Source organism: Novosphingobium sp. IK01 (assembly GCF_033242265.1).
Classification (GTDB): domain Bacteria; phylum Pseudomonadota; class Alphaproteobacteria; order Sphingomonadales; family Sphingomonadaceae; genus Novosphingobium; species Novosphingobium pituita.
Map to the genome: position 1 here is coordinate 2,577,451 of NZ_BTFW01000001.1, position 24,848 is coordinate 2,602,298.

Consider the following 24,848-nt stretch of genomic DNA (forward strand, 5'->3'; position numbering starts at 1 on the left):
CGGTCAGGCGGCCTGCTGCACAGGCGCACAAAAGCGCGAGTCCGTCGTGCCGAGGTCAAATTTCTCCACCTCGCTGCGCAGCATCGAGGCATTGCGGGCCATGCTGACACAGGCCGCAGTGGCTTCCTCGGCCATGGCGGTGTTGTGCTGGGTGGTCTGTTCCAGCCCCTGCATGGCGCGGTTGATCTGGTCGACGCTGGCGGCCTGGCGCTGCGAACTCTCGGAAATGGAGATCACCAGCGTCCCCAGCTCCTCCACCTGATCCGAGATATGGCCCAGCCGGTTCTCGACATTGGCGACCAGCCCCACCCCGGACTGCACTTGTGCCACCGAGGTCATGATCTGGGTTTCCACGTCCTTGGCGGCACGGGCGCTGCGCAGGGCCAGCGCGCGCACTTCGTCTGCCACCACGGCAAATCCGCGCCCGGCTTCGCCCGCACGGGCGGCCTCGACCCCGGCGTTCAGCGCCAGCAGGTTGGTCTGGAAGGCAATCCCGTCGATCAGCGCGATGATCTGGCGGATGTTTTCCGAGGACTGGGCGATGGTCTTCATCGCTTCGACCGCCTGTTCCATCACGATGCCCGATTCCTGAACTGCCGTGACGGTGCTTTCCACCAGCGATCCGGCATTGGCCGCGCTTTGGGCGGCCATGCGCACTTCTCGCGTCACATCGGCCAGATCGCGCGCGGTGCGTTCCAGTGCGGCAGCTTCCTGTTCGGTGCGCTGGGCCAGATCGACCGAGCCATCGCGGATGCCGGTAGCGGCCTCGGTAATGGCGGCGGTGTTGCTGTGCACCACGCCCAGCGCCGTGTTGAGCCCCTCGACCGCGCGGTTGTAATGGTCGAGCAGCACGGAATAGGCGGGCGGGATGTAATGCATCCGGGCTCCCAGATTGCCATTGGCCAGCGCATGCAGGTGCTGGCCCACGGTGTCGATGGCGGTGTGCAGGTCATGCTCTGCCGTCTTTTGCGCGATGGCGGCCTGGCGAAACACCTCCAGTGCCTGGGACATGCCGCCGATTTCGTCCTGCCGGTCCAGATTGGGGACCGGGCTTTGCGTGTCACCCCCGGCCAGCCCGGCCATGCGCCGGGTCAGGTCCTCGATCGGGGTGGCAACGCTGGCGGCGATGCGGCGCGATACCAGCAGCACGCCGCCGATAATCGCGATGGCCAGCACGGCCAGCAGCCCTGTCTGCCTGAGCAGGGCATCGCGGATGTCGTCCTTGTAAACGCCCGTGCCGATCAGCACGTTCCATGGCGCAAATCCGCGGACATAGCTGATCTTCGGCGCGCCCCTGGTGCCATCGGGCTTGTCCCAGTGGTATTCGACAAAGCCCGCCCCCCTGGCTTTGACCACTGCGATCATGTCGGCGAACATGCGGTTCCCGTTGCTGTCGGTCAGCGAACGGACATCGGTGCCTTCCAGTGCGGGCTTGAGCGGGTGCATGGCCATCCGGCCATCAAGATCGGTGACCCAGAAATAGTCGCTCGTGTTGAAGCGCAGCGTGCGGATGGCTTCCAGCGCCTGGTGCCGGGCGGCCTCGTGGCTCAGCGTGCCTTGCTGTTCCAGCTTCTGGTAATGGCCCAATATTCCATACGCGGTTTCCACCGTATGCTTGGTAGAATCGGCAATATCCTTTTCCATGATCATGCCCAGCGTCCAGATGCTGAAGCAGGAAATGAAAATCAGGCTGATCCCTGACAGGATCGTCAGGCCGTTCATTTTGCGCCGAATGCTCACTGACCATTCTCGATGCTATGGGTTCAGGAGCCCGATCCGAAATACGGCGGCGGGTTGGCGAGGGGGCATCACCATGGCAAGGCTGAGCCGGGCGATGCCGCAGTCATCGTGGCGAACCGCTGTTGCCGTGGTGGCCCAAAAGACCTGCCAGACCGCCTCTTCCGAAGGTTCGGACCAGGCTTCAGCGCGGGCATAGAACCGCAGCATAAAGCTTTGTGCCATTGCCTTATAAGCGCATTTACATAGGCCGCGCAGTTGGGCCGGTGATATTCCAAGTGGGGGAAGGCTGCCGGAAGAGCTGGGTGCAGCCAGCGCCGATTTCTACAGGGGAGGATGCGGCAGGTGGCGCCAGAGATGGAGCGGGTAGCGGGAATCGAACCCGCATAACTAGCTTGGAAGGCTAGGGCTTTACCACTAAGCTATACCCGCCCGCTGGCTCTGCGCTTGCCACGGGGCGGGCGGGCTCGTCAACCTCTCATGTTTGCGAAAAGATGTGGATGGCGCAGGCGTGCCATGGCGGCTCTTGTCGCCCAAAAATGATTGCTATACAACATAGCAAAACACGGAGGATGTCATGGCTGTTCAATGCGCTCTTTCGCGCCACGCGATTGCTCGCTTTCTGCGCCCACAATCGGTTGCAATCATTGGTGCTTCGGACAAGCCGGGGGCGCTGGGGGCGGCTTTGCTGGGCAATCTGGAGCGCAATGGCTTTGCCGGGGCAATCTATCCGGTAAACCCCCGGCGCGACGAGATCGGTGGCCGCAAGTGCTATGCCAGCGTCGAGGCGCTGCCCGAGGGGGTGGACGTGGCGGTCCTCGCGATTCCGCGGGCCGGGGTGCTCGATGCGGTGCGGGGGCTGGCCGCGCGCAAGGTGGGCGGCGTGGTGATCTTTTCGGCGGGATTTGCCGAAGGGGGCGAGGAAGGGCTTGCCGAACAGCGCGAGATCGCGCGGCTGGCCGCCGGGGCGGGGATGGTGGTCGAAGGACCCAACTGTCTGGGCATGGTCAATTATGTCGACCGCATTCCGCTCACGTTCGTCGAGGTCGATGCGGTGCCGCCTGCCGGACGGCGCGCGGTGGGGATCGTCTCGCAGTCGGGGGCCATGGCGGCGGTGCTGGGCACGACGCTGCTCGCGCGGGAATGCGGGGTGTCCTACTCGGTTTCGACCGGCAACGAGGCGGCCAGCGGGGTGGAGGATTTCGTCGACTGGCTGGTCGATGATCCCCACACCCATGCCATTGCCATGATCGTCGAGCAGTTCCGCAAGCCGCAGGCGTTTCTGGCGGCGGCCCGGCGGGCCCATGCGGCGGGCAAGCCGGTCGTTCTGCTCCATCCGGGCAAGTCGAGCGCGGCGCGGGAATCGGCGGCCACGCATACCGGGGCCATGGCCGGCGATTACAAGCTGATGCGCGCGATGGTCGCACGGGCCGGGGTGATCTTTGCCGAAACCCTCGAAGAACTGGCCGACATTGCCGAGATCGCCGCGCGCTGCCCGATCCTGCCCTCGGGGCAAACGGCGGTGCTGGGGGAATCGGGGGCGTTCAAGGCGCTCACGCTCGATCTGGCCGAGGAACTCCGGCTCCCCCTTGCGTCGCTGCACGATGCGGATTCGCCCGCCCTGCGCGCGGCCCTGCCGCCGTTCGTGCCGGTGTCCAACCCGCTCGACATTACCGCGCAAGGGTTGTCGGAGCCCGAGATTTATACCCGCACGCTCGAAGCCCTGCTCGACGATCCGCGCGTGGGCACGGTCATGGCCGGGATCATCCAGGCCGAGGCGGTGACCTGCGCGATCAAGTATCCCGCGATCCTCGCTGCCGTCGAGGGCAAGACCCTGACCAAGCCGCTGATCTTTGCCGGGCTCGACGAAGGGGCGCCGGTTCCCCCCGAACGCATCGCCGCCTTGCGCGCGGCGGGCATTCCCTGGTTCCCGACGACCGAGCGCGCCTTGCGGGCGATCACCCGGCTGACCCACTGGGCGGCGCGCGACCATGGCGTTGCCGAGGCGCCGCCGCTCGGGCTGCCCGGATTGGCGGACGAAATGGGGGTGATCCCCGAATACAGGGCCAAGGCGCTGCTGGGGCCTGCCGGTGTGGCGTTCCCGCGCGGGCAGTTCGCGGCGAGCGCGCAGGCGGCGGTCGCCGCCGCCGAGGCGGTCGGCTATCCGGTGGCGATGAAGGCGCAGGCCGCCGCGCTCGGTCACAAGAGCGACGCGGGCGGGGTGATCCTGAACCTTGCCGATGGCGCCGCCGTGCATGAGGCCTGGAGCCGCATCCACGCGAATGTGGCCGCCTATGACGGGACAATCGCGCTCGATGGCGTGCTGATCGAGGGCATGGGCAAGCGCGGCCTCGAAATGATCGTGGGCGCGCGCAACGATCCCGAATGGGGGCCGGTGATCCTGGCCGGATTTGGCGGGGTGACCGCCGAGATCCTCCAGGACGTGCGGCTTCTGACCGCCGACCTGACACAGGAGGCGGTCGAGGCCGAACTGATGCAGCTTGCGAGCGCGGCCCTGCTGGCCGGCTATCGCGGAGCGCCCGCGCTCGACGTGCCCGCGCTGGCGGCGCTGATCGTGAAAGTGGGGCAGGTCTTGCGGGCCGAGCCTTCTATCCGCGAGATCGACCTCAATCCGGTGATCCTCCATCCCAGAGGGGAGGGCGTAGTGGCGCTCGATGCCCTGATGCTGGTGGAAGGAAAAGAAAGGGAAAAATGAAGGGGCCATTGCCCCTTCGACCCCGGGACTCCTGCTCCCCATGCGCAAGGGGGCAGGCGTCTTGCCTCCATCCAGACGTTTGTCGGGAAGGGTGCCTTTGCCGCAAACGCAGCGCCAGCCAAAGCTAACGGGGTGCAGGGGCATTGGCCCCTGCATTTATACTTCTTATAAAAATACTATCACACTCAATGCCCGCCTTCGAGCAGCCGCTTGCGTGCGCGGCCCAGCCCCAGCCATGTCGCCGCGATCACGATCGGGGTGAGCACGCCGATGGCCAGCCGGGCGTCGAAGTGGACGAGGCTTTCCCCGCCTTCGAGGACGTGGCCGATCAGGGCCGTCGCGTAGTAGCTGATGCCGACGACCGAGAGCCCTTCGACGAGGTGTTGCAGGCGCAACTGGTGGGTGGCGCTGCGTTCGAGCGAGGCGAGCAGGGCCCCGTTCTGGTTTTCGATGCGGGTCTCGATCCGGGTGCGCAGCAGCGAGGTGAACTGGCTGGCGCGGGCGGCGACCTGCCGTTCGCGGGCTGAAAAGGCCGCGCAGGTGCGCACGGCGGGCAGGAAGCGCCGCTGGGTGAATTCCGACAGCGAGATGAAGCCGGGGATCGGGGTGGGGGCCAGTTCGTGGAGGCGTTCGTCGACCAGCAGGGCATAGGCGGCAGTTGCCCCCATGCGATAGTCGGTCGAGCTGGCGACGGCGGCGATTTCGAGGCTGAGCGCGGAAAGTTGCGTCATCAGGTCGTCGTCGCGCACATCGGCGCGGTTGAGGCTTTCGCCCAGCTCCCGCAGGCCCGATTCGGCTTCGTCGAGGCGGGGCCAGGCCGCGCGGGCGACCGGAAGGCCGATCAGCGCGAGGTTGCGGTAGTTGCCCAGTTCCTGCATGCGCTGGACCGCGCGGCTGAGCGGGCCGCCGTCGAGGCCGTTGGCCGCGATCAGCAATTGGCCATAGCCCTGGTCGCCGATGCGGAAATCGGACCAGATGCGCATGGGGCCGGCCACGTGGCACGAGACGAGTTCCTCGTGGTCGAAGGCCATGGCCGGAAGCATCTGGGCGGCGGCTTCATCGTCGGGGACGATGGCGATGCGGGTGGCGCGCAAGGTGGCGCCGGGCAGGCTTTCCATCCAGGCGACGGCCGCTTCGAGGGCTTCGCCAGCGTCGGCGGGGGCGAACAGGGTGTGGGTGCTCGCCTCGCTGTGGCGTTCCCACGTGAAGTCGATCCCGCCGGCAAGGTTGCCCGAGACATGGCGGCGATAGGCACGGCGGACCATGCCGCCTTCGGGCATGGCGCGCCATGCGGCCCATTCGGCGTCGCGATCGGTATTGTCGACCAGGCGCACGAGCTGGACCACCAGCATCGGTGCGTGAATCTGGGGCCAGCGACGCAAGTGCATCTCGCTGACGATCTGTCGGCGCCATTCGTGTTCGTGCATGTACTTTCCCTCTCGACGCCTGATTTTAGGGACGGAAGCGGCGCTCTGTCGAGGGGAGATGCTGGGCGTGGAGAGCCTTGGCGCGGGTGGGGCGGTCCATCAGTTCGCCCTGGCAATTGGGGCAGCGGTCGTCGAGGTCTTCGGCGCATTCGGCGCAGAAGGTGCATTCCATCGAACAGATGAAGGCGCCGGGGGCTTCGGCGGGAAGCTCGGTGCCGCAGTGTTCGCAATCGGGGCGCATTTCCAGCATTGCTTTTATCCTTCGCTCGTCTGGTCGAAATTCGCCTTGGGGCGAATTTCGGTTCGGCACCGGCCCGCTCCCCCACCCGGCCTCCCATAGGGTACTATCGTAGGGAGGCCGGGTGGGGGAGCGGGCCGGTGCCGAACGATCCGAAACGACAGTTTCGGATCTTGAGAATTACGCCGCGGCTTTGCGGACGGCGTCGCAGATGGCGTCGACCACTTGTTCGACTTCCTGCGCGTCGTCGCCTTCGGCCATGACGCGGATCACTGGTTCGGTGCCCGAAGGGCGGATGACGAGGCGGCCGTGTCCGGCCAGGCGTTCCTCGGCCTGGGCGATGGCGGCCTGGACGCTTTCGGCTTCGAGCGGCTTGCCCCCGGCAAAGCGCACGTTCTTGAGCAACTGGGGCACCGGATCGAACAGGTGGAGCGTCTGGCTGGCAGGCTTGCCGCTCGACACCAGCGCTGCCAGCACTTGCAGCGCGGCGATGGTGCCATCGCCGGTCGTGGCGTGGTCGGTCAGGATCATGTGGCCTGATTGCTCGCCGCCCACGTTGTAGCCGCCCTCGCGCATCTTTTCGAGGACGTGGCGGTCGCCCACGGCCGTCCGCACGAGGTCGAGGCCCTTGCTGCGCAGGAAGCGTTCGAGGCCCAGGTTCGACATGACCGTGGCCACCACCCCGCCGCCCGTGAGCGCGCCGCGCTTGGCCATCTGGCTCCCGATCAGCGCCATGATCTGGTCGCCATCGACCGTCTGGCCCTTTTCGTCGACGACGATCAGGCGGTCGGCGTCGCCATCGAGGGCAATGCCGACATCGGCGCGCACTTCGCGCACTTTGGCCTTGATGGCTTCCAGATGGGTCGAGCCGACACCCATGTTGATGTTGCGGCCATTGGGTTCGACGCCGATGGCGATCACTTCGGCGCCCAGTTCCCACAGCGCCGAAGGGGCGACCTGATAGGCCGCGCCATGGGCGCAATCGACCACGATGCGCAGGCCGTCGAGGCGCAGGTTGTGCGGGAGCGAGGCCTTGACCGCGTGGATATAGCGTCCGCGCGCGTCCTCGATGCGGCGGGCGCGGCCAACGTCGGTGGCCGGGGCGAGGGGAAGCTCTTCTTCGAGCATGGCCTCGATGGCCAGTTCGTCTTCATCGGAAAGCTTGAAGCCGTCGGGGCCGAACAGCTTGATGCCGTTGTCCTCGAACGGGTTGTGGCTGGCCGAGATCATCACGCCCACGTCGGCGCGCATCTCGCGCGTGAGCAGGGCGACGGCCGGGGTGGGCATCGGCCCGAGCAGGACGACATCCATCCCCACGCTGGTAAAGCCCGCGGTCATCGCGTTTTCGAGCATGTAGCCCGACAGGCGCGTGTCCTTGCCGATCACCACGCGATGGCGGTGTTCGCCACGCTGGAAATAAGTGCCGGCGGCCTGGCCTACCTTCATGGCGGTTGCCGCGGTCATCACCCCGGCATTGGTCCGGCCCCGGATACCGTCGGTGCCGAAGAATTTGCGTCCCATCGCGAAGATCTTGTCCCTTTTCGCAGCGCCCGTGCGGCGTGCATTGCGCTTGCTCCCTACACCATTATTCTCACCATGGCATGAACCATCCGATTACCGATCCGTCATCCCTTCCAGATTCTTCGCAAGGGCCGTCTTCTTCCCATTCCGGCGGGGCTGTTTCGAGTCAGGCTGATTCGAGTCAGGCCGACTCCGGGCTTCCCGCGATGACCAGGGTTCCCGCGCTGTGGATCTTTGTCGCGCTGGTGGCCGGGCTTGGTCTGGGCCTGGGGCTTGCGCTGGTTCGGCCTTCGGCGTTGCCCGCGGTGCTGGCCGTGGCCCAGCCGGTGGGCGACCTGTGGCTGCGTGCGCTGCGGGCGACGATCCTGCCCCTGGTGGTCGGCCTGCTGTTTTCGGGGATCGTGCAGATGATGGCCGCGGCGCGGGCCGGGGCCATGGCGCGGCGGGCGCTGGGGTGGTTCATGGCGGTGCTGGTGGGCGGTTCGGCGATGGCCGGGCTGGTTACGCCCGCATTGCTCGCGCTGTTTCCGATTCCGCAAGGAGCCGGGGCGGCCCTGTTGATGCATGTCGGGGCGGGGGCGGCTGGTCATGGCCCGATGCCCGGTTTGGCCGATTTCGTGGCCTCGATGGTGCCGGTCAATGTGCTGGCCTCGGCGGTGGACGATGCGATTTTGCCGGTGATCCTGTTCACGGCGGTCTTTGCGGTGGCGGCCACGCGGCTGGGCGCGGCGCAACGGCGTAGCCTGACGCTGTTTTTCGAAGCCGTGGCTGGGGCAATGCTGGTGGTGATCGGCTGGATTTTGTGGTGCGGGCCGGTGGGGGTCTTTGCGCTGAGCCTGGCGCTCGCCGCGCGCAGCGGGACGGCGGCGATCGGGGCGCTGGCGCACTATGTGATGATCGTGGCGCTGACGGGGAGCGTGGTCCTGCTGGCAGCCTATCCGCTGGCGGTGCTGGGCGGGCGGCTCAGGCCGGGGGCTTTTGCCCGCGCGATCCTGCCCGCACAGGCTCTGGCGCTTTCGACGCAATCCTCGCTCGCTTCGCTTCCCGCGATGCTGACAGCCTGCCGCACGCTGGGCCTGCGCGATGCGAGCAGCGAATTCGTGTTGCCGCTGGCCGTCGCGCTGTTCCGGGCGACGGGGCCGGCGATGAATTTTGCCGTGGCGATCTATGTCGCGCACTGGCTGGGCATACCGGTCGATGGCGGGCACATGCTGGCCGGGTTTGCAGTGGCCTCGGTGATGAGCTTTGGCGCGGTGAGCCTGCCCGGCACGATCAGCTTCGTCAGTTCGATCGGGCCGATTGCGCTGACGATGGGGGTTCCGGTCGAGCCGCTGGCGCTGCTCGTGGCGGTGGAAATGCTGCCCGATCTGATGCGTACGCTGGGCAACGTGACGATGGACGTAGCCGTGACCGCCGTGGTGGCCGCGCGCGAGGATTGATCAGTTATCCCTTTTTTCACGATCAGAAAAATTCACTGGCAATCGGGGCAAAAGGGGATAGGCCCACGGCAACCGATGGCCCTTTGGGACGTTGGTTGGCATTGCAGTTGGCATTGCCAACAGCCACATTCGAAATGGAGCGACCATGGCGATTTCCCTTCTTCCGCTGCCCTATGCCGATAGCGCGCTGGACCCCACCATCTCGGCGGTGACCTTGCAGACCCACCACGGCAAGCACCACAAGGCCTATGTCGACAAGACCAACGCGGCCATCGAAGGCACCGACCTGGCTGGCAAGAGCCTGGAAGAAATCGTCGCGGCTGCGCAGGCCAAGGGCGACAAGGGCCTGTTCAACAACTCGGCCCAGACCTGGAACCACGGTTTCTACTGGCACAGCCTGACCGCGCAAACGACCGAGCCCACCGGTGAACTGGCCGCCGCCATCGAAGCCTCGTTCGGCACGCTCGACGCGCTCAAGGCCGAACTGGCCGCGCAGGGCGCCGCGCACTTTGCTTCGGGCTGGGTGTGGCTGGTGGCCAAGGACGGCAAGCTCGTGGTCGAACAGACCCACGACGCGGCCACCTTCTCGGATCTGGGCGGCACCCCGCTGCTCGTGATCGACCTGTGGGAACACGCCTATTACGTCGATTACAAGAACCTGCGCCCCGACTACCTGAAGGGCGTGATCGAAAAGCACCTGAACTGGGCTTTCGCTGCCGAGAACTTCGGTCGCGGCTCGGTCTGGGCCTACCCGGCCTGATCCGGTTTTCCGGGCCCGGCTTGCGGGCCCGGATCATCCCCAAAAAGGCAGGCGACCTGGCAAGGGCGCCTGCCTTTTTTGTGGCCGGTGTGCGTTCAGGCGCTGATCGGTCAGGCCCGGATCGGCTGGATGACCACTTCGGGGGCCGTGTCGTTGTCGGCGGGCGGAGTGTCGGGGGGCGGGGGCGGGCTGGCGCCGGGGTCTTCGGGATCGAGCAGGTCGTCCTGCGCGATCTGGCCGGGCTGGAACAGCGGTTCGCCAAACAGGAAGCCCACGAGGTTGGGCCGCCCGAGGTGGTCGACCAGCGCGGTCAGCGTGAGCAGGATCGGCACCGAGAGCAGCGCGCCCAGCGTGCCCCAGATCCACGTGAAATAGCTGATCGAGATGAGGATCGAGACCGGGTTGAGCGTGAGCCGCGCGCCCAGGATCGAAGGGGTGACGAAATTGGCCTCGGTCGCGTGGAGCGCGAGGAAGGCCAGCGCGGGCAGCACGCCCACGGCCACCGTGCTCGACGTGCCGACCCCCACCAGCGCGATCAGCCCGGCCATCGTGAGCGGGCCGAGATAGGGCAGGAAGTTGAGCGCGAAGGCCAGCCCGCCCCACATGATCGGCGCGGCAAAGCCGAAGGCCCAGGCACCGCCTGCCACGATCAGCCCGACCCCCAGATTGATCTGGGCGACAGTGAGGATGTAGGAGGCCACGCGGTCCTGCACGGCGCGGATGACCCGCGCGATCCGCACCGAGGCGCCAAAGCTCTGGCGGTCGAACAGCAGGCGCCGCTTGGTGCGGATGCGCGATTCGATCATGAAGAACGTCAGCAGGAAGGTGAGCAGCACTTCGAGCAGGACGCTGGGCGTGGCAAAGGCGACCTGCTCGATCACCGAAGGCGTGGCCACCACCACCTCGCGCGTGGTCGGGGTGCCGGTGACGCGGGCGATCTGGCGGTTCAGCTCGTTCATCCAGGCCAGGTTGTTGCGCAGTTCGGCAAAGCGCAAGGCCACCCGGCGAACCATCGCGGGCACCTGGTCGACCATGACATAGGCCGGCTGGAGGATCAGCGTGAGCGCCACGACGACGACCGCCACCATCAGCAGCAGCGCGAGGAACGAGGCGAGCATGTTGGGCATGCCCAGCCGCACCATGCGATCAGCCGCCGGGGCGAGGATGATCGTGAGCACCACCGCCGTGACCGGGGGCAGGAACACCACCGAGCCGATCGAGAGCACGAAGGGCAGCGCGCACAAAAGCCCCAGCCCGAGGATCAGCACGATGGCCGATTGCAGGCGCGCCTGCTGGGTCTGCACGCAAGGGTCGTTGATTTCGGGCAGGGCCGGAGCGGGATCGGGGGCGTTTCTCGACACGGGCGGAGGCCTGCAAAGGCGGTGATTCGCCTTGTTCCGTCTTGCGCGTGCCAGGGGGCGCAATCAAGAGGCGGGCAGGGGCACAGCGGCGGTATGCCTGTGTTTTGCGGCGGGACTGATGCCGCATTGCACAGGCGCGCCCAGGCGGTTGGCGGCGGAGGTTTTCAGCGGTCCAGCTGCACGGTGGCGTCGAGTTCGTCCATGATGGCATCATGGGCCACCGAATCGTCGGTGCTGCGCCGGGGAATCTGGCCGGCATCGATCATCTGGGACAGCGTGGCACGGGCGCGGCCCACGCGGCTCTTGATCGTGCCCACCGCACACTGGCAGATCTGCGCGGCTTCCTCGTAGGAAAAGCCGCCTGCGCCCACCAGCAGCAGCGCCTCGCGCCGTTCGGGGGGGAGGGTGAGCAGCGCTCGGTGCATGTCCGAGAGGTGCAGCGGACCTTCCTGTCCGGCCGGGGCGACCAGCACGCGTTCGGCCACGGTCTCGTCGTAGTCGGCGCGGAAGCGGTTGCGGCGCATGTCGGTGAGGTAGGCGTTGCGCAGGATCACGAATGTCCATGCGCGCATCGAGGTGCCCGGTTCGAACCGTTCCTGCGCGGCCCAGGCCTTGAGCAGGGTTTCCTGCACGAGGTCGTCGGCCAGGTCGGGGCGACCGCACAGACCGCGGGCAAAGGCGCGCAAGTGCGGGATCACGCCGGTCAGCTCGCGCTTGAAGGCGATGGCATCGTGCGCGCTGCGGGGCGCGCGGGCCGGGGCGGCGGATGGGGTGGTGCCGGAGGAGGACGCGCCCTGCGGCGCGCTGTCGGTGGGTGTTGGGGCTGCTGCATTACCCATGCGCATCGTCATCCAGCTGGTCGAGCAGCTTGGCGAAGCTGTCGGGCAGGGGTTCTTCCACGACAGAATCGTAGAGGCGGCGCAGGCCGTCGGCCCACTCGGGCGACTTGCCCCGCTCGCCGTTGCGGCGCCGGGGGGCAGGGGTCTTCATAGGTGCATCTTTCGACATTCGCTTTCGGCTACGCCTCCCCCCTTGGGTCGTCGCGAGAATGATGGCCCTTCGGCAGGATGTGCCGGAGGCGCTGGTTGGCATGCACGACGAGGCAGCCTCCGGGGCGGTGCCAGGGCACCTGAGCCAGCCAACGGACTGCTTGCGCCCGCCTGTCGTGCGGTGATCGCGGGTGAAACGGTGCCAGTCTCCTTCGGTTCCCGCCAAATCACAATGGGAACGTTGGGGCAGGTGGGGCGGGCAGGCGGTGGTTCGGGCGCTTTTTTTGGGGCTAACCTGCGGGAATCTCGAAAAATCGGGAAATTTCCAAGATTTCCGGGCACCTGACCTTGCATGGAGCGTTTGGGCAGGCATGATTGCTCCTTCGGGGCGGCAAGGGCTCTGGCCTCCTTTCTGCGGGGAATGCTCCGGTACTGTTTCGAGAGGGCTCCGGCCCGGCGCGCAAGACTGACGAGAAAGGCATGCAAGGTCCGGTGGGGAAGTCGTTTTCAGAGAAGAATCTGGCCCCACGGTGGTACGAACGGTTTCCGCGTGCGCTGCCGATCGGCATTTTCGTGCTGACCATGGCGGTCACGCTGGTCAGCGTCTTTGCGATCGAACGGGCCGAGCACCAGCGCCAGATTGCCCAGATCGACAAGGCCGCGCAGGAAATCACCGCCGGGCTCGAACGCCGGGCCAACAGCAACGCGGCCTTTCTGCGGTCGGCGGCTGCGCTCTTTGCGACACGCTCTTCGGTCGAGCCGGCGCTGTTCGCCTCGTTCGTCGACCAGCTCCGCATCGAGGACAGCGGCGCGGGCGTGAAGGGCATGGGCTGGGCCATGCGCGTGGCGCCCGGCGATATCCCGATGGTCGAGCGGGTCATGCGCGAGGGTGGCGCCCGGCAGTTCACGATCTATTCCATCGCCAGCGTTCCCGGACATGCCGGGGCGGCGCCTTCTGGCGGCGCGACGCGCGGCGGCAGGGGCTATGCGGTGCCGATCATGTATCTGGCGCCCGAAGATGCCCGCAACCGGCGCTTCATCGGTTTCGACATGGCGAGCGATCCGGTGCGGCGGATGGCGATGGACCGGGCCGAACTGCTGGCCCGGCCGGTGGCCTCGGGCCTGCTGCATCTGGTCGGTGACGGACACAGGGGCGGGCCGACCGGGTTCATCATGGTCATGCCGGTGTTCGGTTCCGCGCATGAAGGGGGCAAGCGGGTCCTGCGCGGCTTCGTCTTCATGCCGTTCGAGGCGGCTGGTTTCCTGCGGGCCTCGTTGCCAGCCGATGATTCCGGCGAGCCTCTGGCCGTGCGCCTCTACGACGGCCAGGAAGCGCCCGGACGGCTTCTGGCCAGCGCCCATCCTGAAATCCATTCGGGCCGGGTTGTCCGGCGCGGGGTGGAACTGGCCGGGCGGCACTGGGGGCTGGTGGTCGAGGCGGCGCCGAGCCTGGTGCTGAGCATGCTCTCGATGATGACCTTGCTGTTCGGCCTGCTGGTGGCGACGCTGCTGATGGCGCTGGCCCGGCTGGTTGGCCATCAGGTGGCCGAGGACCGGCTGGCGCTGGCCTGGTTCGAGCAGCAATCCTCGATCCGCGATTCGCTCACGCGCGAGTTGAACCACCGGGTCAAGAACACGCTGGCCAATGTGCTCTCGATCATTGCGCTCACCCGCCGCCGGGCGACCGACCTCGACAGCTTCGTGGAAAGCCTCGAAGGGCGCATCCGCGCGCTTTCGGCCACGCACGACCTGCTTACCCAGTCGGAATGGGGGACCACCCCGGTCGGTCTGGTGATCCGCACCGAACTGGCGCCTTATGCGCAAGGGACCGAGCGCCATGTCGACATCGACGGCCCCGATGTGCAACTGGCCCCCAACGACGCGCTGTCGCTGGGGCTGGCCATTCACGAACTGGCGACCAATGCGGCCAAGTATGGCGCGCTCAGCGTGCCGGGCGGGCGGGTTTCGGTGCGGTGGGAACTGGCCGGAAACGCGACCGCGCGCATTTGCTGGGAAGAGCGCGGGGGGCCGGCAATCGACCCCGAGGTTCGCCGCAAGCGGGGCTTTGGCACCGATCTGATCGAGAAGATCGTGGCGCATGAATTGCGCAACCCGGTCGACTTGCGCTTTGAGCCCGAAGGCGTGCGCTGCACGCTCGTGATCCCGGTGCGCCAGCGGGGCAACTTTGCCATTCGCGCGGGGCGCAAGGGCTGAAGGGACCGGAATCCACCCGGAATGCAAAAAGGGCCGCCCCGGTTGATGGGGGCGGCCCTTGTGCATTGAGGGGGCATCGGGCCGCGTGGGACGGCACAAAGACGGGATTGAGTGACGGGATTGGGAAAGGTCAGGCGAGCGGGCTGCTCGATCCGAAGAACAGGGCCTGGCTGATCGCCGCGCGCACGGTGGCTTCCTGAAAGGGCTTGGTGATCAGGTAGGTCGGCTCCGGGCGGTCGCCGGTGAGCAGGCGCTCGGGATAGGCGGTGATGAAGATCACCGGCACGTCGACCAGCTTGAGGATGTCGTCCACCGCGTCGAGGCCCGAGGAACCATCGGCGAGCTGGATGTCGGCCAGCACGAGGCCGGGTGTCTCGCTCATCGCGATCTCGCGCGCCTGGGTCCGCGTGGCGGCCATGCCGCACACGTCGTGGCCGAGCGAGCGCACGAGGTCTTCGAGCTGCATCGAGATCAGCGGTTCGTCCTCGATGATGAGGACGGTGGTGGCCGATTCGCGGTCGATCTCCTCGACTGCCTCCTGTACAAGCGCCTCGACATCGGCGGGCGTGGTGTCGAGAATCTCGGCGGCCTGGGCGACCGAGAAATCTTCGAGCGTCACCAGCAGCAGCGCCTGACGGTTGGCGGGTGTGACCTGTGCGAGGCGTTCCTGCGCGGCGGTCTCGTGAAGGCCGAGGCCTTCTGCCCCGGACTGATCGCCCCCGGAATGAACAACCGTATCGACGAAGGCGCTCGACCAGACCTTGTTGAACGCCCGGTAGAGCGCGACGCGGCCCTCGCCGATCTGGCTGCGCAGGCTGGCATCGGCCAGTGCGGCTTCGAGCGTGGCCCGCACGAAAGCATCGCCGGTCTGCTGGCTGCCGGTCAGGGCACGCGCATAGCGGCGAAGATAGGGCAGATTGGAAGCTACTTTGGCGCCCAGTGACATTTAAACCCCTTCCTGGCTACGCGATGCCTGTCCAAATTCTCTAGGCGTGATTTGGTTCCCGTGCCAGCGCAAGGAAGGCGGGGCGGGCCATCCGCCGCGCGGGGATCGGCTCGGGAATGGTCCATTCGGACGAGCCCGTTCGTTCTCTTGCGGTTCTTGCCAGAGGGCCGACAGTTTTTTTCCAAAGGCAGGGAACTGCCGGACGGGCACGCCGTTTAGCCCTTGTCACCGCCGAGACCCCCCTCCCGTCCAAGCGGCTGGTGATACGATCCCGAAGGCCTCCGCCTCCCCGGCGGGGGCCTTTTTCGTGGGCGACAGCGCTTCGGGGGCGGTTTTCAGAGGTGCAGGGCGTTGCGCAGGCGGCTGAGCAGCCCCGGATGCCGGGCATGATGGCGCACGAGATCGGCCAGCGCATCGGGCGGGAAGGGCTTGGCCAGAACATGGCCGAGGCGGGCGATGCGCGGGGGGATGCTTTCGGGCGTGCCGGTCGAGAACACGATCAGCGGCGGCGTGGGGCTCATGGCCACGGCCAGTTCGGCCAGGGCCCAGCCATCGTCGCGGTCGGCCAGATGGACATCGAGGACGAGGATCGCGGGGCGCAGGGCCTGCATGGCGGCCCGCGCTGTGGCGGTCGAATGGCAGGTGGTCACGGTGTCGGCACCCGCCTCGTGCAGGGCCTCGGCCATGGCGAGCGCGAGGATCGGTTCGTCCTCGACGATCAGCGCCTGCCCTAATCCGCGTGACCCTGAGCCTCCCTGACCCGCTCCTGCATGCCCCTGCGGATCATGCCGGTGAGGCACGGATGAGGGGGTGGAAGCGGGAGGGGAAGCGTCGGTCGGGGCGCTCTTGTCCATGGTCTCGCGTTCCTTCGCCGGCCGTGTTGGCCAAGCCCTTGCAGCATCAGGTCTTTGCGAGGATAGCCTGGAGGCCTGCCAAATCAACGGGGCTGTACGGAAAATGTTCCGTGCCCGCGCCCTGCACCCGGCTGCTGCGGGTAGGGGAGCGGGCCGGTGCCGAACCGAAATTCGCCTCTTCGGCGAATTTCGAATCAGACTCTCAGAGCGTGCGTTCGTAGATCGTGTAGCGCTTGTTGACCTTGCTCTCGATCGCATCGGCAATGGCGATCATGCCCTGGTTGTCGTCGAGGATCCAGCCGATCTCCCCGCGCGAGGCGCCATAGTTGGCCACCGAGTTGCGGCGGATATATTCGATCATCATGAAGGCCAGCTGGCTGGCGAGGCGCGAGGACTGGAGCTTCTTGCGCACCCCCATCAGCGGCACGCGCATGGTGCGGCAGTGCGGGCGGTTGAGCCAGCGCAGCAGCTTGAACCAGTTGAACGGGAGCAGCTTGCCGCCCATCGGCTGGAGCACTTCGTTGAGGTCGGGCAGCGTCATCATGAAAGCCACCGGCTCGCCCTCGTACTCGGCGATCTGGATCAGGTCCTCGCGCACGATCGGCTTGAACTTCTTGCCCGCGTAGGCGATCTCGGTCTGGGTGAAGGGCACGAAGCCCCAGTTGTCGGACCAGGCATCGTTGAGGATGTCGAGGATGATCGCCGCCTCGGCGTCGAACTTGCTCTTGTCGACATTGCGCACGCGGATCTTGGCGTTCTTCTCGCCCGATTGCACGATGCGCTGGATCAGCGGCGGGAACTGCTTCGAGATGTCCAGCTCATACGTCAGCAACTGCTTGGCCGGGGTATAGGGCAGGGCCTCGATATAGTGCTGATAGCGCTCGGCCTGATGCCCCATCATCACCGTGGGCGGATGGTCGAAGCCAAGGGTCAGCTGGCCCGGCTCCTCCCAGACCGACATCGAGAGCGGCGCGAGCACGCGGGTCATGCCCTTTTCGCGCAGCCAGGCCTCGGCCCGCGCGATCAGCGCATGGGCGACGGCTTCGTCCTCGGCTTCGAGCAGGCCCCAGTTGCCCGTGCCCGGCCCCATGCCCTGTACAGGGTCCATGGCAATGGCGAGGCGGTCGATATGGGCCGAGATGCGCCCCACCACGGCCCCGGCGCGGCGGGCCAGGAACAGCTGGACATCGGCATGTTCGAAAAACGGGTTCTTGCCCGGCGTGATCAGTTCGGCCGCTTCCATGCGCAGCGGCGGCACCCAGTTGGAATCGCCGGCGTTGAGGCGGTAGGCCAGGTCGACGAAGGCAGCACGTTCGGCCTTGCCTGCAACGGGGGTGATCACTACTTCGCCTGCCACGATATCGCCTTTGTTTGGAGTTACACGCGCTCTGTCCCGGCTGCCTGCGGTGCAGGCCGGGGACTTGTCAAGCCGGACGAACCCAGGCGGACCGGCTATCGCATGTGGGCGGCCCCGTTGCCGTCTGCTATGTCATGGGTATCTTGGGATTCATTTTGCAATGCTTGCCACCGACCATCTCGACCACACCGACGTGCACGACGCGCATGAAGCTGCCGGACGGCCCCGTCCGCCCGGCCTTGCCGGCACGCCCGAAGACAAGGCGATGCTGCGCGCTGCCGCCGACCTCACCCGCGACATCACGCGCGCGCGGCCCGAAATCTACTGGCCCGACATGCTCGTCTCGGCGGTGCTGGGCTATGGCGCGCTGGCGCTGGCGATCCGCACGGCGATTTCAGGGGGCAGCGGTCTGGTCGTGTTGGCGCTCGGCGTCTTTGCCGCGCTCGCGCTCTATCGCGCGCTGCTGTTCATCCACGAGTTGACGCATATCCACCGCGATGCGCTGCCCGGTTTCCGCTTCGTGTGGAATCTGCTGGTCGGCATTCCGGTGCTGATGCCCTCGTTCATGTATGAAGGCGTCCACTCGCTTCACCATTCGCGCATCCGCTATGGCACGGTCGAAGACCCCGAATACCTGCCGCTCGCGCTGATGAAGCCGTGGTCGCTGCCGGTCTTCACGCTCACCGCGCTGCTCCTGCCGGTCGGTCTGCTGCTGCGCTCGGCGGTGCTGGTGCCGCTGGGCGTGATCGTGCCGCCGCTGCGCACGCTGGTGTGGGAACGCGCTTCCTCGCTCTCGATCAACCCGTCCTTCCGCCGCCGCAAGCCCGAGGGGGCCTTTGCCCGCATGGTGTTCTGGCAGGAACTGGGCGCGACGCTCTGGGCCTGGACGGTGCTGGGCTGGTCGGCCACGCATGGCTGGCTGCCGCTCGAAATCGCCATCGGCGTGATCGCGCTGGCTGCGCTGCTCAACCAGGTGCGCACGCTCGTGGCCCACTTGTGGGAGAACGAGGGCGACCAGATGACGGTGACCGGCCAGTACCTCGATTCGGTCAATGTTCCGCCGCCGGGCGTGTGGGGCGGGATCTGGGCTCCGGTGGGCCTGCGCTATCACGCGCTGCACCATCTCCTGCCCAGCATGCCCTATCATTCGCTGGGCGAATGCCACCGCCGGCTGCGCGCGCATCTGGGCATGGGCTCGACCTATGAAAAGGCCAATTATCCGGGCCTGTTCCCGCTGCTGGCCCGTCTGGTCCGCTCGACGATGGGAGCGCGGGCTTAAAGTTTAAGGGAGACTGAAGGGGGCATGGCCCCCTTCACCCCGTTGTCTGTTGCACGCTCAGCGCTGGCGGCGGTGTTCGCCCTTGACCCAGCGCACGGTGCCCGAGCTGGCGCGCATCACCACGCTGTCGGTGGTCATGATCCCGTTCTTGCGGAACTTCACCCCGTCGAGCAGCGAGCCATCGGTCACCCCGGTCGCCGCGAAGATGCAGTCGCCCTTGGCCAGATCGGCCAGGTCGTAGATCTTGTTGAGATCGGTGATGCCCCACTTGCGGGCGCGGGCTTTCTCGTCCTCGTTGCGGAACAGCAGGCGGCCCTTGAACTGGCCTCCCACGCAGCGCAGCGCGGCTGCCGCCAGCACGCCTTCGGGGGCGCCGCCTGTGCCCATGTACATGTCGATCCCGGTGTCTTCGTTGGTCACCGCGATGACCCCGGCAACGTCGCCATCGGGGATCAGGCGCACGCCGCAACCCAGCGCGCGCAACTGGGCGATGATGCCTTCGTGGCGGGCGCGGTCGAGCACGCAGACCACGATGTCGGAGGGTTCGACGCCCTTGGCCTGCGCCACGGCCTGCACATTCTCGGCCACCGTGCGGTCGAGATCGATCACGCCTTCGGGATAGCCGGGGCCGACCGCGAGCTTTTCCATGTAGACGTCGGGCGCGTTGAGCAGCCCGCCTTCTTCGGCCACGGCCAGAACGGCAAGGGCATCGGGCCCGGCCTTGGCGGTGATCGTCGTGCCTTCGAGCGGATCGAGCGCGATGTCGATCCTGGGGCCGGTGCCCGGCGCCGAGCCGACTTTCTCGCCGATATAGAGCATCGGGGCCTCGTCACGCTCGCCCTCGCCGATGACGACGGTGCCATCCATGTAAAGTTCGTTGAAGGCCGCGCGCATGGCCTCTACAGCAGCAGCATCGGCAGCCTTTTCGTCGCCGCGCCCGATCAGGCGCGCGGCACCGATGGCTGCCGCTTCGGTGACTCGCACCATCTCAAGCACGAGAACCCGGTCGAGAACCTGGGAAGCATTCGGCTTTTCAGCGGATCGGGCGGCAGGACGGGCGGCTGGGGAGGTGGTCACGATGTCTCCTTCGGCGGGAGGTTTGCGCAGGCAATTGCGCAGGCCCTAGACGGGAGTAAGCCTTGTTGTCGAGTGTGCCCTTACGGCTCGTTGCCGCCATCGCAGCGTTGTTACTCGGGTCTCCGGTCATGGCCCGGCAGGCTGACGCAGGCCCTCCTGCCGATGCGGCGCCGGCCAAGGTGGCTGGTCCCGGCCTGCCCACGCTTGATGGATCGGATGGTTCCAATGTGGCCCAGCGCCTGATCACCGGGATTCAGGCGGCGCGCTGCCGCCCGGGACGGCGCGCCGACGGGTCGATCATCGTGTGCGGGGGCAAGGAGGCGAGCGAGGCCGAGCGCCTGCCCCTCCACGACCAGCAGGGCGCGGCGGTCTCGACCGACGACGGGCAGATCCATGCGCCCGATGTTTCGGGCCTGCGCCCCTGCAACGGCAAGTGCCACGGTTTTGGCGGCGCCCCGGCGCCGATGTACTATTTCGATATCGCCGCGATGCCCCCGCCGCCCGCCGGTTCGGACGCGGACCGCATCGCCAAGGGCGAGATCCGCGCCCCCTGAGGCGGCCCGCGCAGCGGCGAAAGAGACGCAAGAGACAGAAGAAAGGCCCCGCATGGTCGTCCATGCGGGGCCTTTCCGTTTGCGCATGCGCGCGCAGCCTTATTCGTCGAGGATCGGCAGGACCACCGGCGGCTGGACCAGGCAGGGCGACCCGTCGAGCAGGGCCAGCGCCTGGGTGATCGCGCTTTCCGGGCCATCGTGGGTGACCATGTGGACGAGGACATTGTCCGCGTCGCCCGCTGCGGCGCCGGGCGTGCCCTTCTGGATCAGGCTCTCGATCGAGACGCCCGCATCGCGCATGGCGGCGGTGATCTCGGCGAGCGCGCCGGGGCGGTCGGCGACGGTGAAGCGCAAGTAGGCGCTGCCGATGCGGTGGCCGGTTGCTGCCGGGGGGGCTTCGGCCAGTTCGGCCACGGGGATCGAGAAAGGCGCGCCGATGTCGCCGCGCGCGATGTCGATGAGGTCGGCGACGACCGCGCTGGCGGTCGGCCCATCCCCGGCGCCGGGGCCCTGGAACAGCAGGCGGCCCACGAAATTGCCTTCGGCGACGACGGCATTGGTCGCGCCATCGACATGGGCGAGCGGATGGTCGCGGTGGACGAGGTGGGGCTGCACGCGCTGGAACAGGCGGCGGTTGCCATCGGCATCCACTTCGGTATCGGCCATGCCGATCAGGCGGATATAATAGCCCAGCACGTCGGCCTGGGCGATGTCGGCGGCGACGATCCGGCGGATGCCGGTGGCTGCGACGCCCTTGAAGTCGATCTTGGTGCCGAAAGCCACGCTCGACAGGATCGCCAGCTTGTGGGCGGCGTCGATGCCGTCGATGTCGAAGGTCGGGTCGGCTTCGGCATAGCCCTTGGCCTGCGCTTCGGCGAGCACGTCGCCAAAGTCGCGGCCGGTGTCTTCCATGGTGGAGAGGATGTAGTTGCAGGTGCCGTTGAGGATTCCGTAGACGCGGTTGATCTCGTTGGCCGCGACGCCTTCCTTGAGGCCCTTGATCACCGGTATGCCACCGGCCACCGCTGCCTCGAACTTGAGCGCGGCATCGGCCTTCTCGGCAAGGTCTGCCAGCTCCAGGCCATGGTTGGCGATCATCGCCTTGTTGGCGGTTACCAGATCCTTGCCCGCCGCGAGCGTGTTGCGCGCCAGCGTGAGCGCCGGGCCATCCGAGCCGCCGACCAGTTCGACCACCACGTCGACATCCTCGCGCGCGGCCATCGCGGTCATGTCGTCTTCCCACGCATAGCGCGAGAGATCGACGCCGCGATCCTTGCTGCGATCACGCGCGGCCACCGCGACGATCTCGATCCGTCGCCCGGCGCGGCGGGTAATGAGATCGGCATTGGTTTCGATCAGCCGGATCACGCCGCCACCAACGGTGCCAAGCCCGGCCAGGGCGATGCGCAGGGGTTCGCTCATGGATGTCCCATTCTCTTCAAACAGGCCCGCGCCCTAGGGCAGGCGCGGGCCAAACGCCAGCGTCAAGACGCAGGGGCTGGTGTGGTGGTGGAGGCCGGAACGGCGCCCGAGGCGGCGGGAAGGCGCGTGCGGGTGCAGGGCCCCAGTTCGCGGATGACCTGGGCATAGTCCTCGGCAGCGATCCGGCGGTCTTCGGCCGTGCCGCTGATCACGCTGCGCGCAGGCAGCGTGGCGGGCAGGGCACAGGCGAGGCGATACCAGCCGATCGTCTCGGGACGGGGCGGGCGCGCGGACTGGTCGACGATCTCGGAATAGCTGACCCCCCAGGTCGCCGGCTGGCCGGGGCGGCGCACGATCGAGAGCGAGGCCGGCTGGCCCTCGGGGGTGGAGAGGAACACTTGCGTCTCGCCCTCTCCGGCCAGATTGCCCGGCACATGCATCGCCTCGCGCACGCCGGTGACGGGCGGGGGCACGTTGGGGTTTACCAGTTCGGTCAGGATCGGGCGCAGCCGGTTCTCCAGTTCGGGGCTCCAGGGCAGCATCGCATCGGGCGTCACCAGCTTGAGTTCGCCGGGCCGCCCGGCCACGGGAGCCGCCATCAGGATGACCGGCAGCTTGCGCAGACGGGGCACCTTGCCGCGCGCGTCGAGCGGGACATCGGCCAGGAAGCGCAGCACCGAACCGGTATCGGGTCCGATAAGCAGGGCTGTGGTCTGCGCCTCGAAGTACAGACGCACCTTGCCGGGGGCGACATCGGTGGCCAGGCCCGGTTTGATGGTCGACTGGGCTGTGATCTGAGCCTTGACGACGAGCTTGGCCGGCAGGGCCAAATCGACAAGGTCAGCATAAGTCATGCTTATGCTAGGGGCCTCACGAATCGCCGACGCGACAGGCTGTGCGTGAACGGACGTTGAAAGACTGCCCAGCAGCAGCGCGGGAGCGAAAAATTTTCGCATGGGATGGGCGGATTGGGACATATTCCTCCTTCCGGGCGGCGCTGCGCCGCAAAATAACTAAGATTTCCTTGCGAATGCGGGATGCGTGGCTGAATCATGGCTTAACCGATAAAGCATTTGCGCCCCTACTGGTTCGGCGTTAAAGCTCCGGGTCGTTCGGGCAAACAAAAAACAAGCCTGAACCATTGCCGCCGCCGGGCCCTCTGCGCTCGATGTCGGCGGTCCGGGTTGTTCGGCAGGGTGGAATTAAATCGCTGGATTGTCTCGTCGGCCGGAACGGTGATTCCGGGCGTCGGTCCTTTCTGGGCGCGAGGGGCGTTGCCGCGAGGCGGTGCATCGGGTCTGGTCAGGACGTTCAGGAGTATTGGAGCTGAATGGCATACGCTGACCAACAGATGAGCGGTAACAAGATCACCGCGCTCATCATCGTTGCTCTTCTTCATGTCGCCGTGGGGTATGCGCTGGTCACCGGCCTTGCTTACTCGGCGTTCAAGAAGATCAAGGACGTGACCACCGCGGTCAAGATCGAGGAGGAAAAGCCGAAGGAGCCGCCGCCGCCGCCCCCGAAGCAGCCTGATCATCCGCCGCCGCCGCAGCAGATCGTCGCGCCGCCGCCGCCGATCAGTCTGAACGTGCCCGCACCGGCCATTCAGACCGTGCAGACGCCGCAGCCGCCTGCGCCGCCCGCACCGGTGGCCCTGCCGCCTGCGCCGCCCGCGCCGCCGGCCGCGCCGCCTGCGCCGCCTGCTGCGCCGCCGGTTCCCGGCACGCCGCGCGGTAATCCGGGCACCTGGGTGACGACGAACGACTATCCGTCGCGCGCCCTGCGTGAGGAACGCACCGGCACGACCTCGTTCCGCCTCGACTACGACGCGTCGGGCAAGCCTTCGAACTGCGCGATCACGCGTTCGTCGGGCAGCCCCGATCTCGATCAGGCGACTTGCGAGAACCTGATGCGTCGCGCCCGCTTCAAGCCGGGCAGCCGCGATGGCCAGCCGGTTGGTGGTACCTTCAGCAGCTCGGTGCGCTGGGAGATCCCGAAGGACTGATGTCCTTCGCCCATCCCGGGACGCTCCTTCGTCCTGCTGCACCTCTTTTGCACTTGCTATCGAATTCTTGAGAGGAAGACCCGAATGTTTATCCAGACGCTTGCCGCTGCTGCGGCTGATGCCGCCCCGCAGAACAAGTTCGGCTTCGTCGAAGCCCTGCAGGCCGGCGGGTTCATTTCGTACGCCACGGTGACCATCATGGGCATCATGTCGTTCGGTTCGTTCTTCATCCTGTTCACCAAGTTCCTCGAACAGTCGAAGATCATGGGTCAGTACAAGGCGATCGCCGCCATGTGGCGCGCCGGCAGCCTGCGCGAAGGCGCCGCCAAGCTCGACAAGAACAGCGCATGGCGCCAGCTCGTCGACGACGGCCTTGCCGCTGAAGACCAGCACGCCAAGATGACCGACGCCCTGGAAGCCCACGACTGGCTGCATGGTTCGCTCGCCCGTTCGGAAGCTTCGATCAACTCGAAGCTGGCTGGCGGCCTGCCCTTCCTCGCCACCGTGGGTGCTACCGCTCCGTTCATCGGTCTGTTCGGTACCGTGGTCGGCATCTACCGCGCCCTGATCGCCATCGGTCTGGCCGGTTCGGCCTCGATCGACAAGGTTGCCGGCCCCGTCGGTGAATCGCTGATCATGACCGCGCTGGGTCTGCTCGTCGCCGTTCCCGCCGTGCTTGCCTACAACTGGCTCCAGGCGCGCAACAAGAAGATCGCCGAGATGCTCCAGGGCTTCTCGACCGACGTTCTGGCGAACATCACCTCGAAGGGCGCTGTGAAGCCCGCCGTTGGTCCGGCTCCTGCCGCTGCCAAGCCGGCTGCTGCTCCGGTCAAGAAGTAAGCTGTCACCTGCAAGACCGGTGGCGCCCTGTCGTCGGTCTTGTCCGCACAGAACGCGGGTCATGGCCGGGGCGGCCTTCCAGCCCAAACCCCGGCCCCTCCCGTGGCTTCAA

21 protein-coding genes and 1 tRNA gene are annotated in these 24,848 nt (G+C 66.9%); 8 read left to right on the forward strand and 14 right to left on the reverse strand.

Translation table 11 applies throughout. The annotated features are described in order from the left end of the window. Positions 1-3: 3 nt before the first annotated feature. Both SBI20_RS11855 and SBI20_RS11860 read right to left on the reverse strand, forming a co-directional pair. On the reverse strand, positions 4-1,722 hold the full coding sequence (locus tag SBI20_RS11855) for a methyl-accepting chemotaxis protein (RefSeq protein WP_317975222.1): 1,719 nt from the start codon (positions 1,720-1,722) through the stop codon (positions 4-6). A gap of 373 nt (positions 1,723-2,095) precedes the next feature. Then, positions 2,096-2,169: transfer RNA gene (locus SBI20_RS11860), tRNA-Gly, on the reverse strand. A 145-nt stretch (positions 2,170-2,314) separates the two neighbouring features. Between SBI20_RS11860 and SBI20_RS11865 the strand changes: the two genes are divergently transcribed. After that, on the forward strand, positions 2,315-4,453 hold the full coding sequence (locus SBI20_RS11865; RefSeq protein WP_317975223.1) for an acetate--CoA ligase family protein: 2,139 nt from the start codon (positions 2,315-2,317) through the stop codon (positions 4,451-4,453). 185 nt (positions 4,454-4,638) lie between these two features. Here SBI20_RS11865 and SBI20_RS11870 read toward each other — a convergent pair whose 3' ends face one another. From SBI20_RS11870 to glmM, 3 genes are all read right to left on the reverse strand, one after another. Further along, positions 4,639-5,880 carry a DUF3422 domain-containing protein gene (locus SBI20_RS11870; RefSeq protein ID WP_317975224.1) on the reverse strand — a complete coding sequence of 414 codons (1,242 nt, stop codon included), beginning with the start codon at positions 5,878-5,880 and terminating at the stop codon, positions 4,639-4,641. A 25-nt stretch (positions 5,881-5,905) separates the two neighbouring features. Continuing rightward, complete coding sequence (locus tag SBI20_RS11875; RefSeq protein WP_317975225.1) at positions 5,906-6,130, reverse strand: DUF1272 domain-containing protein; 225 nt, start codon at positions 6,128-6,130, stop codon at positions 5,906-5,908. Between the two features lie 168 nt (positions 6,131-6,298). Then, positions 6,299-7,639 (reverse strand): phosphoglucosamine mutase, encoded by a 1,341-nt coding sequence (gene glmM / locus SBI20_RS11880; protein ID WP_317975226.1) that lies wholly within the window; start codon positions 7,637-7,639, stop codon positions 6,299-6,301. Positions 7,640-7,845: 206 nt separating this feature from the next. Here glmM and SBI20_RS11885 point away from each other — a divergent pair, with 206 nt between their 5' ends. Then, positions 7,846-9,078 carry a dicarboxylate/amino acid:cation symporter gene (locus SBI20_RS11885; protein ID WP_317975227.1) on the forward strand — a complete coding sequence of 411 codons (1,233 nt, stop codon included), beginning with the start codon at positions 7,846-7,848 and terminating at the stop codon, positions 9,076-9,078. Positions 9,079-9,223: 145 nt separating this feature from the next. After that, positions 9,224-9,838: a superoxide dismutase gene (locus SBI20_RS11890; RefSeq protein ID WP_317975228.1), complete on the forward strand. Its 615-nt coding sequence runs from the start codon at positions 9,224-9,226 to the stop codon at positions 9,836-9,838. Positions 9,839-9,948: 110 nt separating this feature from the next. Here the strand turns inward: SBI20_RS11890 and SBI20_RS11895 are convergent, their stop codons facing one another. From SBI20_RS11895 to SBI20_RS11905, 3 genes are all read right to left on the reverse strand, one after another. Beyond that, positions 9,949-11,199, reverse strand: coding sequence for an AI-2E family transporter (locus tag SBI20_RS11895; protein ID WP_317975229.1), 1,251 nt, complete (start codon positions 11,197-11,199; stop codon positions 9,949-9,951). Positions 11,200-11,363: 164 nt separating this feature from the next. Further along, complete coding sequence (locus SBI20_RS11900) at positions 11,364-12,038, reverse strand: sigma-70 family RNA polymerase sigma factor (protein WP_317975230.1); 675 nt, start codon at positions 12,036-12,038, stop codon at positions 11,364-11,366. Then, a complete protein-coding gene (locus tag SBI20_RS11905) occupies positions 12,031-12,189 on the reverse strand; it encodes a NepR family anti-sigma factor (RefSeq protein WP_317975231.1) in 159 nt (52 codons plus the stop codon). The genes SBI20_RS11900 and SBI20_RS11905 overlap by 8 nt, the downstream gene beginning before the upstream one ends. A 491-nt stretch (positions 12,190-12,680) precedes the next feature. Here SBI20_RS11905 and SBI20_RS11910 point away from each other — a divergent pair, with 491 nt between their 5' ends. Further along, on the forward strand, positions 12,681-14,402 hold the full coding sequence (locus SBI20_RS11910) for a CHASE domain-containing protein (RefSeq protein WP_317975232.1): 1,722 nt from the start codon (positions 12,681-12,683) through the stop codon (positions 14,400-14,402). Positions 14,403-14,532: 130 nt separating this feature from the next. On the opposite strand, the gene SBI20_RS11915 is transcribed toward SBI20_RS11910, so the two are convergent. The 3 genes from SBI20_RS11915 to SBI20_RS11925 all read right to left on the reverse strand — a co-directional run bounded on the left by SBI20_RS11915 (position 14,533) and on the right by SBI20_RS11925 (position 17,562). Next, positions 14,533-15,348, reverse strand: coding sequence for a response regulator (locus SBI20_RS11915; RefSeq protein ID WP_317975233.1), 816 nt, complete (start codon positions 15,346-15,348; stop codon positions 14,533-14,535). A 335-nt stretch (positions 15,349-15,683) separates the two neighbouring features. Continuing rightward, the gene (locus tag SBI20_RS11920) at positions 15,684-16,202 is read right to left on the reverse strand and encodes a response regulator (RefSeq protein ID WP_317975234.1); all 519 of its coding nucleotides are present in this window, start codon (positions 16,200-16,202) and stop codon (positions 15,684-15,686) included. Between the two features lie 202 nt (positions 16,203-16,404). After that, positions 16,405-17,562, reverse strand: coding sequence for an N-acetyltransferase (locus SBI20_RS11925; RefSeq protein ID WP_317976122.1), 1,158 nt, complete (start codon positions 17,560-17,562; stop codon positions 16,405-16,407). A 157-nt stretch (positions 17,563-17,719) separates the two neighbouring features. Here SBI20_RS11925 and SBI20_RS11930 point away from each other — a divergent pair, with 157 nt between their 5' ends. Further along, on the forward strand, positions 17,720-18,838 hold the full coding sequence (locus tag SBI20_RS11930) for a fatty acid desaturase family protein (protein ID WP_317975235.1): 1,119 nt from the start codon (positions 17,720-17,722) through the stop codon (positions 18,836-18,838). Between the two features lie 57 nt (positions 18,839-18,895). Here SBI20_RS11930 and glpX read toward each other — a convergent pair whose 3' ends face one another. Next, positions 18,896-19,915: a class II fructose-bisphosphatase gene (gene glpX / locus SBI20_RS11935; protein ID WP_411911520.1), complete on the reverse strand. Its 1,020-nt coding sequence runs from the start codon at positions 19,913-19,915 to the stop codon at positions 18,896-18,898. 128 nt (positions 19,916-20,043) lie between these two features. On the opposite strand from glpX, the gene SBI20_RS11940 reads away from it, so the two are divergent. Continuing rightward, the gene (locus SBI20_RS11940) at positions 20,044-20,469 is read left to right on the forward strand and encodes a hypothetical protein (RefSeq protein WP_317975236.1); all 426 of its coding nucleotides are present in this window, start codon (positions 20,044-20,046) and stop codon (positions 20,467-20,469) included. 99 nt (positions 20,470-20,568) lie between these two features. Here the strand turns inward: SBI20_RS11940 and SBI20_RS11945 are convergent, their stop codons facing one another. Next, entirely contained in the window at positions 20,569-21,891 is a 1,323-nt protein-coding gene (locus SBI20_RS11945; RefSeq protein ID WP_317975237.1) for a homoserine dehydrogenase, read from the reverse strand. A 62-nt stretch (positions 21,892-21,953) separates the two neighbouring features. Continuing rightward, the gene (locus SBI20_RS11950) at positions 21,954-22,745 is read right to left on the reverse strand and encodes a hypothetical protein (protein WP_317975238.1); all 792 of its coding nucleotides are present in this window, start codon (positions 22,743-22,745) and stop codon (positions 21,954-21,956) included. A 476-nt stretch (positions 22,746-23,221) separates the two neighbouring features. Between SBI20_RS11950 and SBI20_RS11955 the strand changes: the two genes are divergently transcribed. Continuing rightward, on the forward strand, positions 23,222-23,896 hold the full coding sequence (locus SBI20_RS11955; protein WP_317975239.1) for an energy transducer TonB: 675 nt from the start codon (positions 23,222-23,224) through the stop codon (positions 23,894-23,896). 84 nt (positions 23,897-23,980) lie between these two features. Next, entirely contained in the window at positions 23,981-24,736 is a 756-nt protein-coding gene (locus tag SBI20_RS11960) for a MotA/TolQ/ExbB proton channel family protein (protein ID WP_317975240.1), read from the forward strand. Positions 24,737-24,848 lie beyond the last annotated feature (112 nt).

Excerpts from the sequence above, each read along its gene's own strand:
- SBI20_RS11930 (WP_317975235.1), top strand. The coding sequence starts at position 17,720 with ATGCTTGCCACCGACCATCTCGACCACACCGACGTGCACGACGCGCAT.
- glmM (WP_317975226.1), bottom strand. The coding sequence starts at position 7,639 with ATGGGACGCAAATTCTTCGGCACCGACGGTATCCGGGGCCGGACCAAT.
- SBI20_RS11870 (WP_317975224.1), bottom strand. The coding sequence starts at position 5,880 with ATGCACGAACACGAATGGCGCCGACAGATCGTCAGCGAGATGCACTTG.
- SBI20_RS11950 (WP_317975238.1), bottom strand. The coding sequence starts at position 22,745 with ATGACTTATGCTGACCTTGTCGATTTGGCCCTGCCGGCCAAGCTCGTC.
- SBI20_RS11875 (WP_317975225.1), bottom strand. The coding sequence starts at position 6,130 with ATGCTGGAAATGCGCCCCGATTGCGAACACTGCGGCACCGAGCTTCCC.
- SBI20_RS11915 (WP_317975233.1), bottom strand. The coding sequence starts at position 15,348 with ATGTCACTGGGCGCCAAAGTAGCTTCCAATCTGCCCTATCTTCGCCGC.
- SBI20_RS11960 (WP_317975240.1), top strand. The coding sequence starts at position 23,981 with ATGTTTATCCAGACGCTTGCCGCTGCTGCGGCTGATGCCGCCCCGCAG.
- SBI20_RS11865 (WP_317975223.1), top strand. The coding sequence starts at position 2,315 with ATGGCTGTTCAATGCGCTCTTTCGCGCCACGCGATTGCTCGCTTTCTG.
- SBI20_RS11905 (WP_317975231.1), bottom strand. The coding sequence starts at position 12,189 with ATGAAGACCCCTGCCCCCCGGCGCCGCAACGGCGAGCGGGGCAAGTCG.
- SBI20_RS11920 (WP_317975234.1), bottom strand. The coding sequence starts at position 16,202 with ATGGACAAGAGCGCCCCGACCGACGCTTCCCCTCCCGCTTCCACCCCC.
- SBI20_RS11900 (WP_317975230.1), bottom strand. The coding sequence starts at position 12,038 with ATGGGTAATGCAGCAGCCCCAACACCCACCGACAGCGCGCCGCAGGGC.
- SBI20_RS11855 (WP_317975222.1), bottom strand. The coding sequence starts at position 1,722 with ATGAACGGCCTGACGATCCTGTCAGGGATCAGCCTGATTTTCATTTCC.
- SBI20_RS11885 (WP_317975227.1), top strand. The coding sequence starts at position 7,846 with ATGACCAGGGTTCCCGCGCTGTGGATCTTTGTCGCGCTGGTGGCCGGG.
- SBI20_RS11940 (WP_317975236.1), top strand. The coding sequence starts at position 20,044 with ATGGCCCGGCAGGCTGACGCAGGCCCTCCTGCCGATGCGGCGCCGGCC.
- SBI20_RS11955 (WP_317975239.1), top strand. The coding sequence starts at position 23,222 with ATGGCATACGCTGACCAACAGATGAGCGGTAACAAGATCACCGCGCTC.
- SBI20_RS11945 (WP_317975237.1), bottom strand. The coding sequence starts at position 21,891 with ATGAGCGAACCCCTGCGCATCGCCCTGGCCGGGCTTGGCACCGTTGGT.
- SBI20_RS11890 (WP_317975228.1), top strand. The coding sequence starts at position 9,224 with ATGGCGATTTCCCTTCTTCCGCTGCCCTATGCCGATAGCGCGCTGGAC.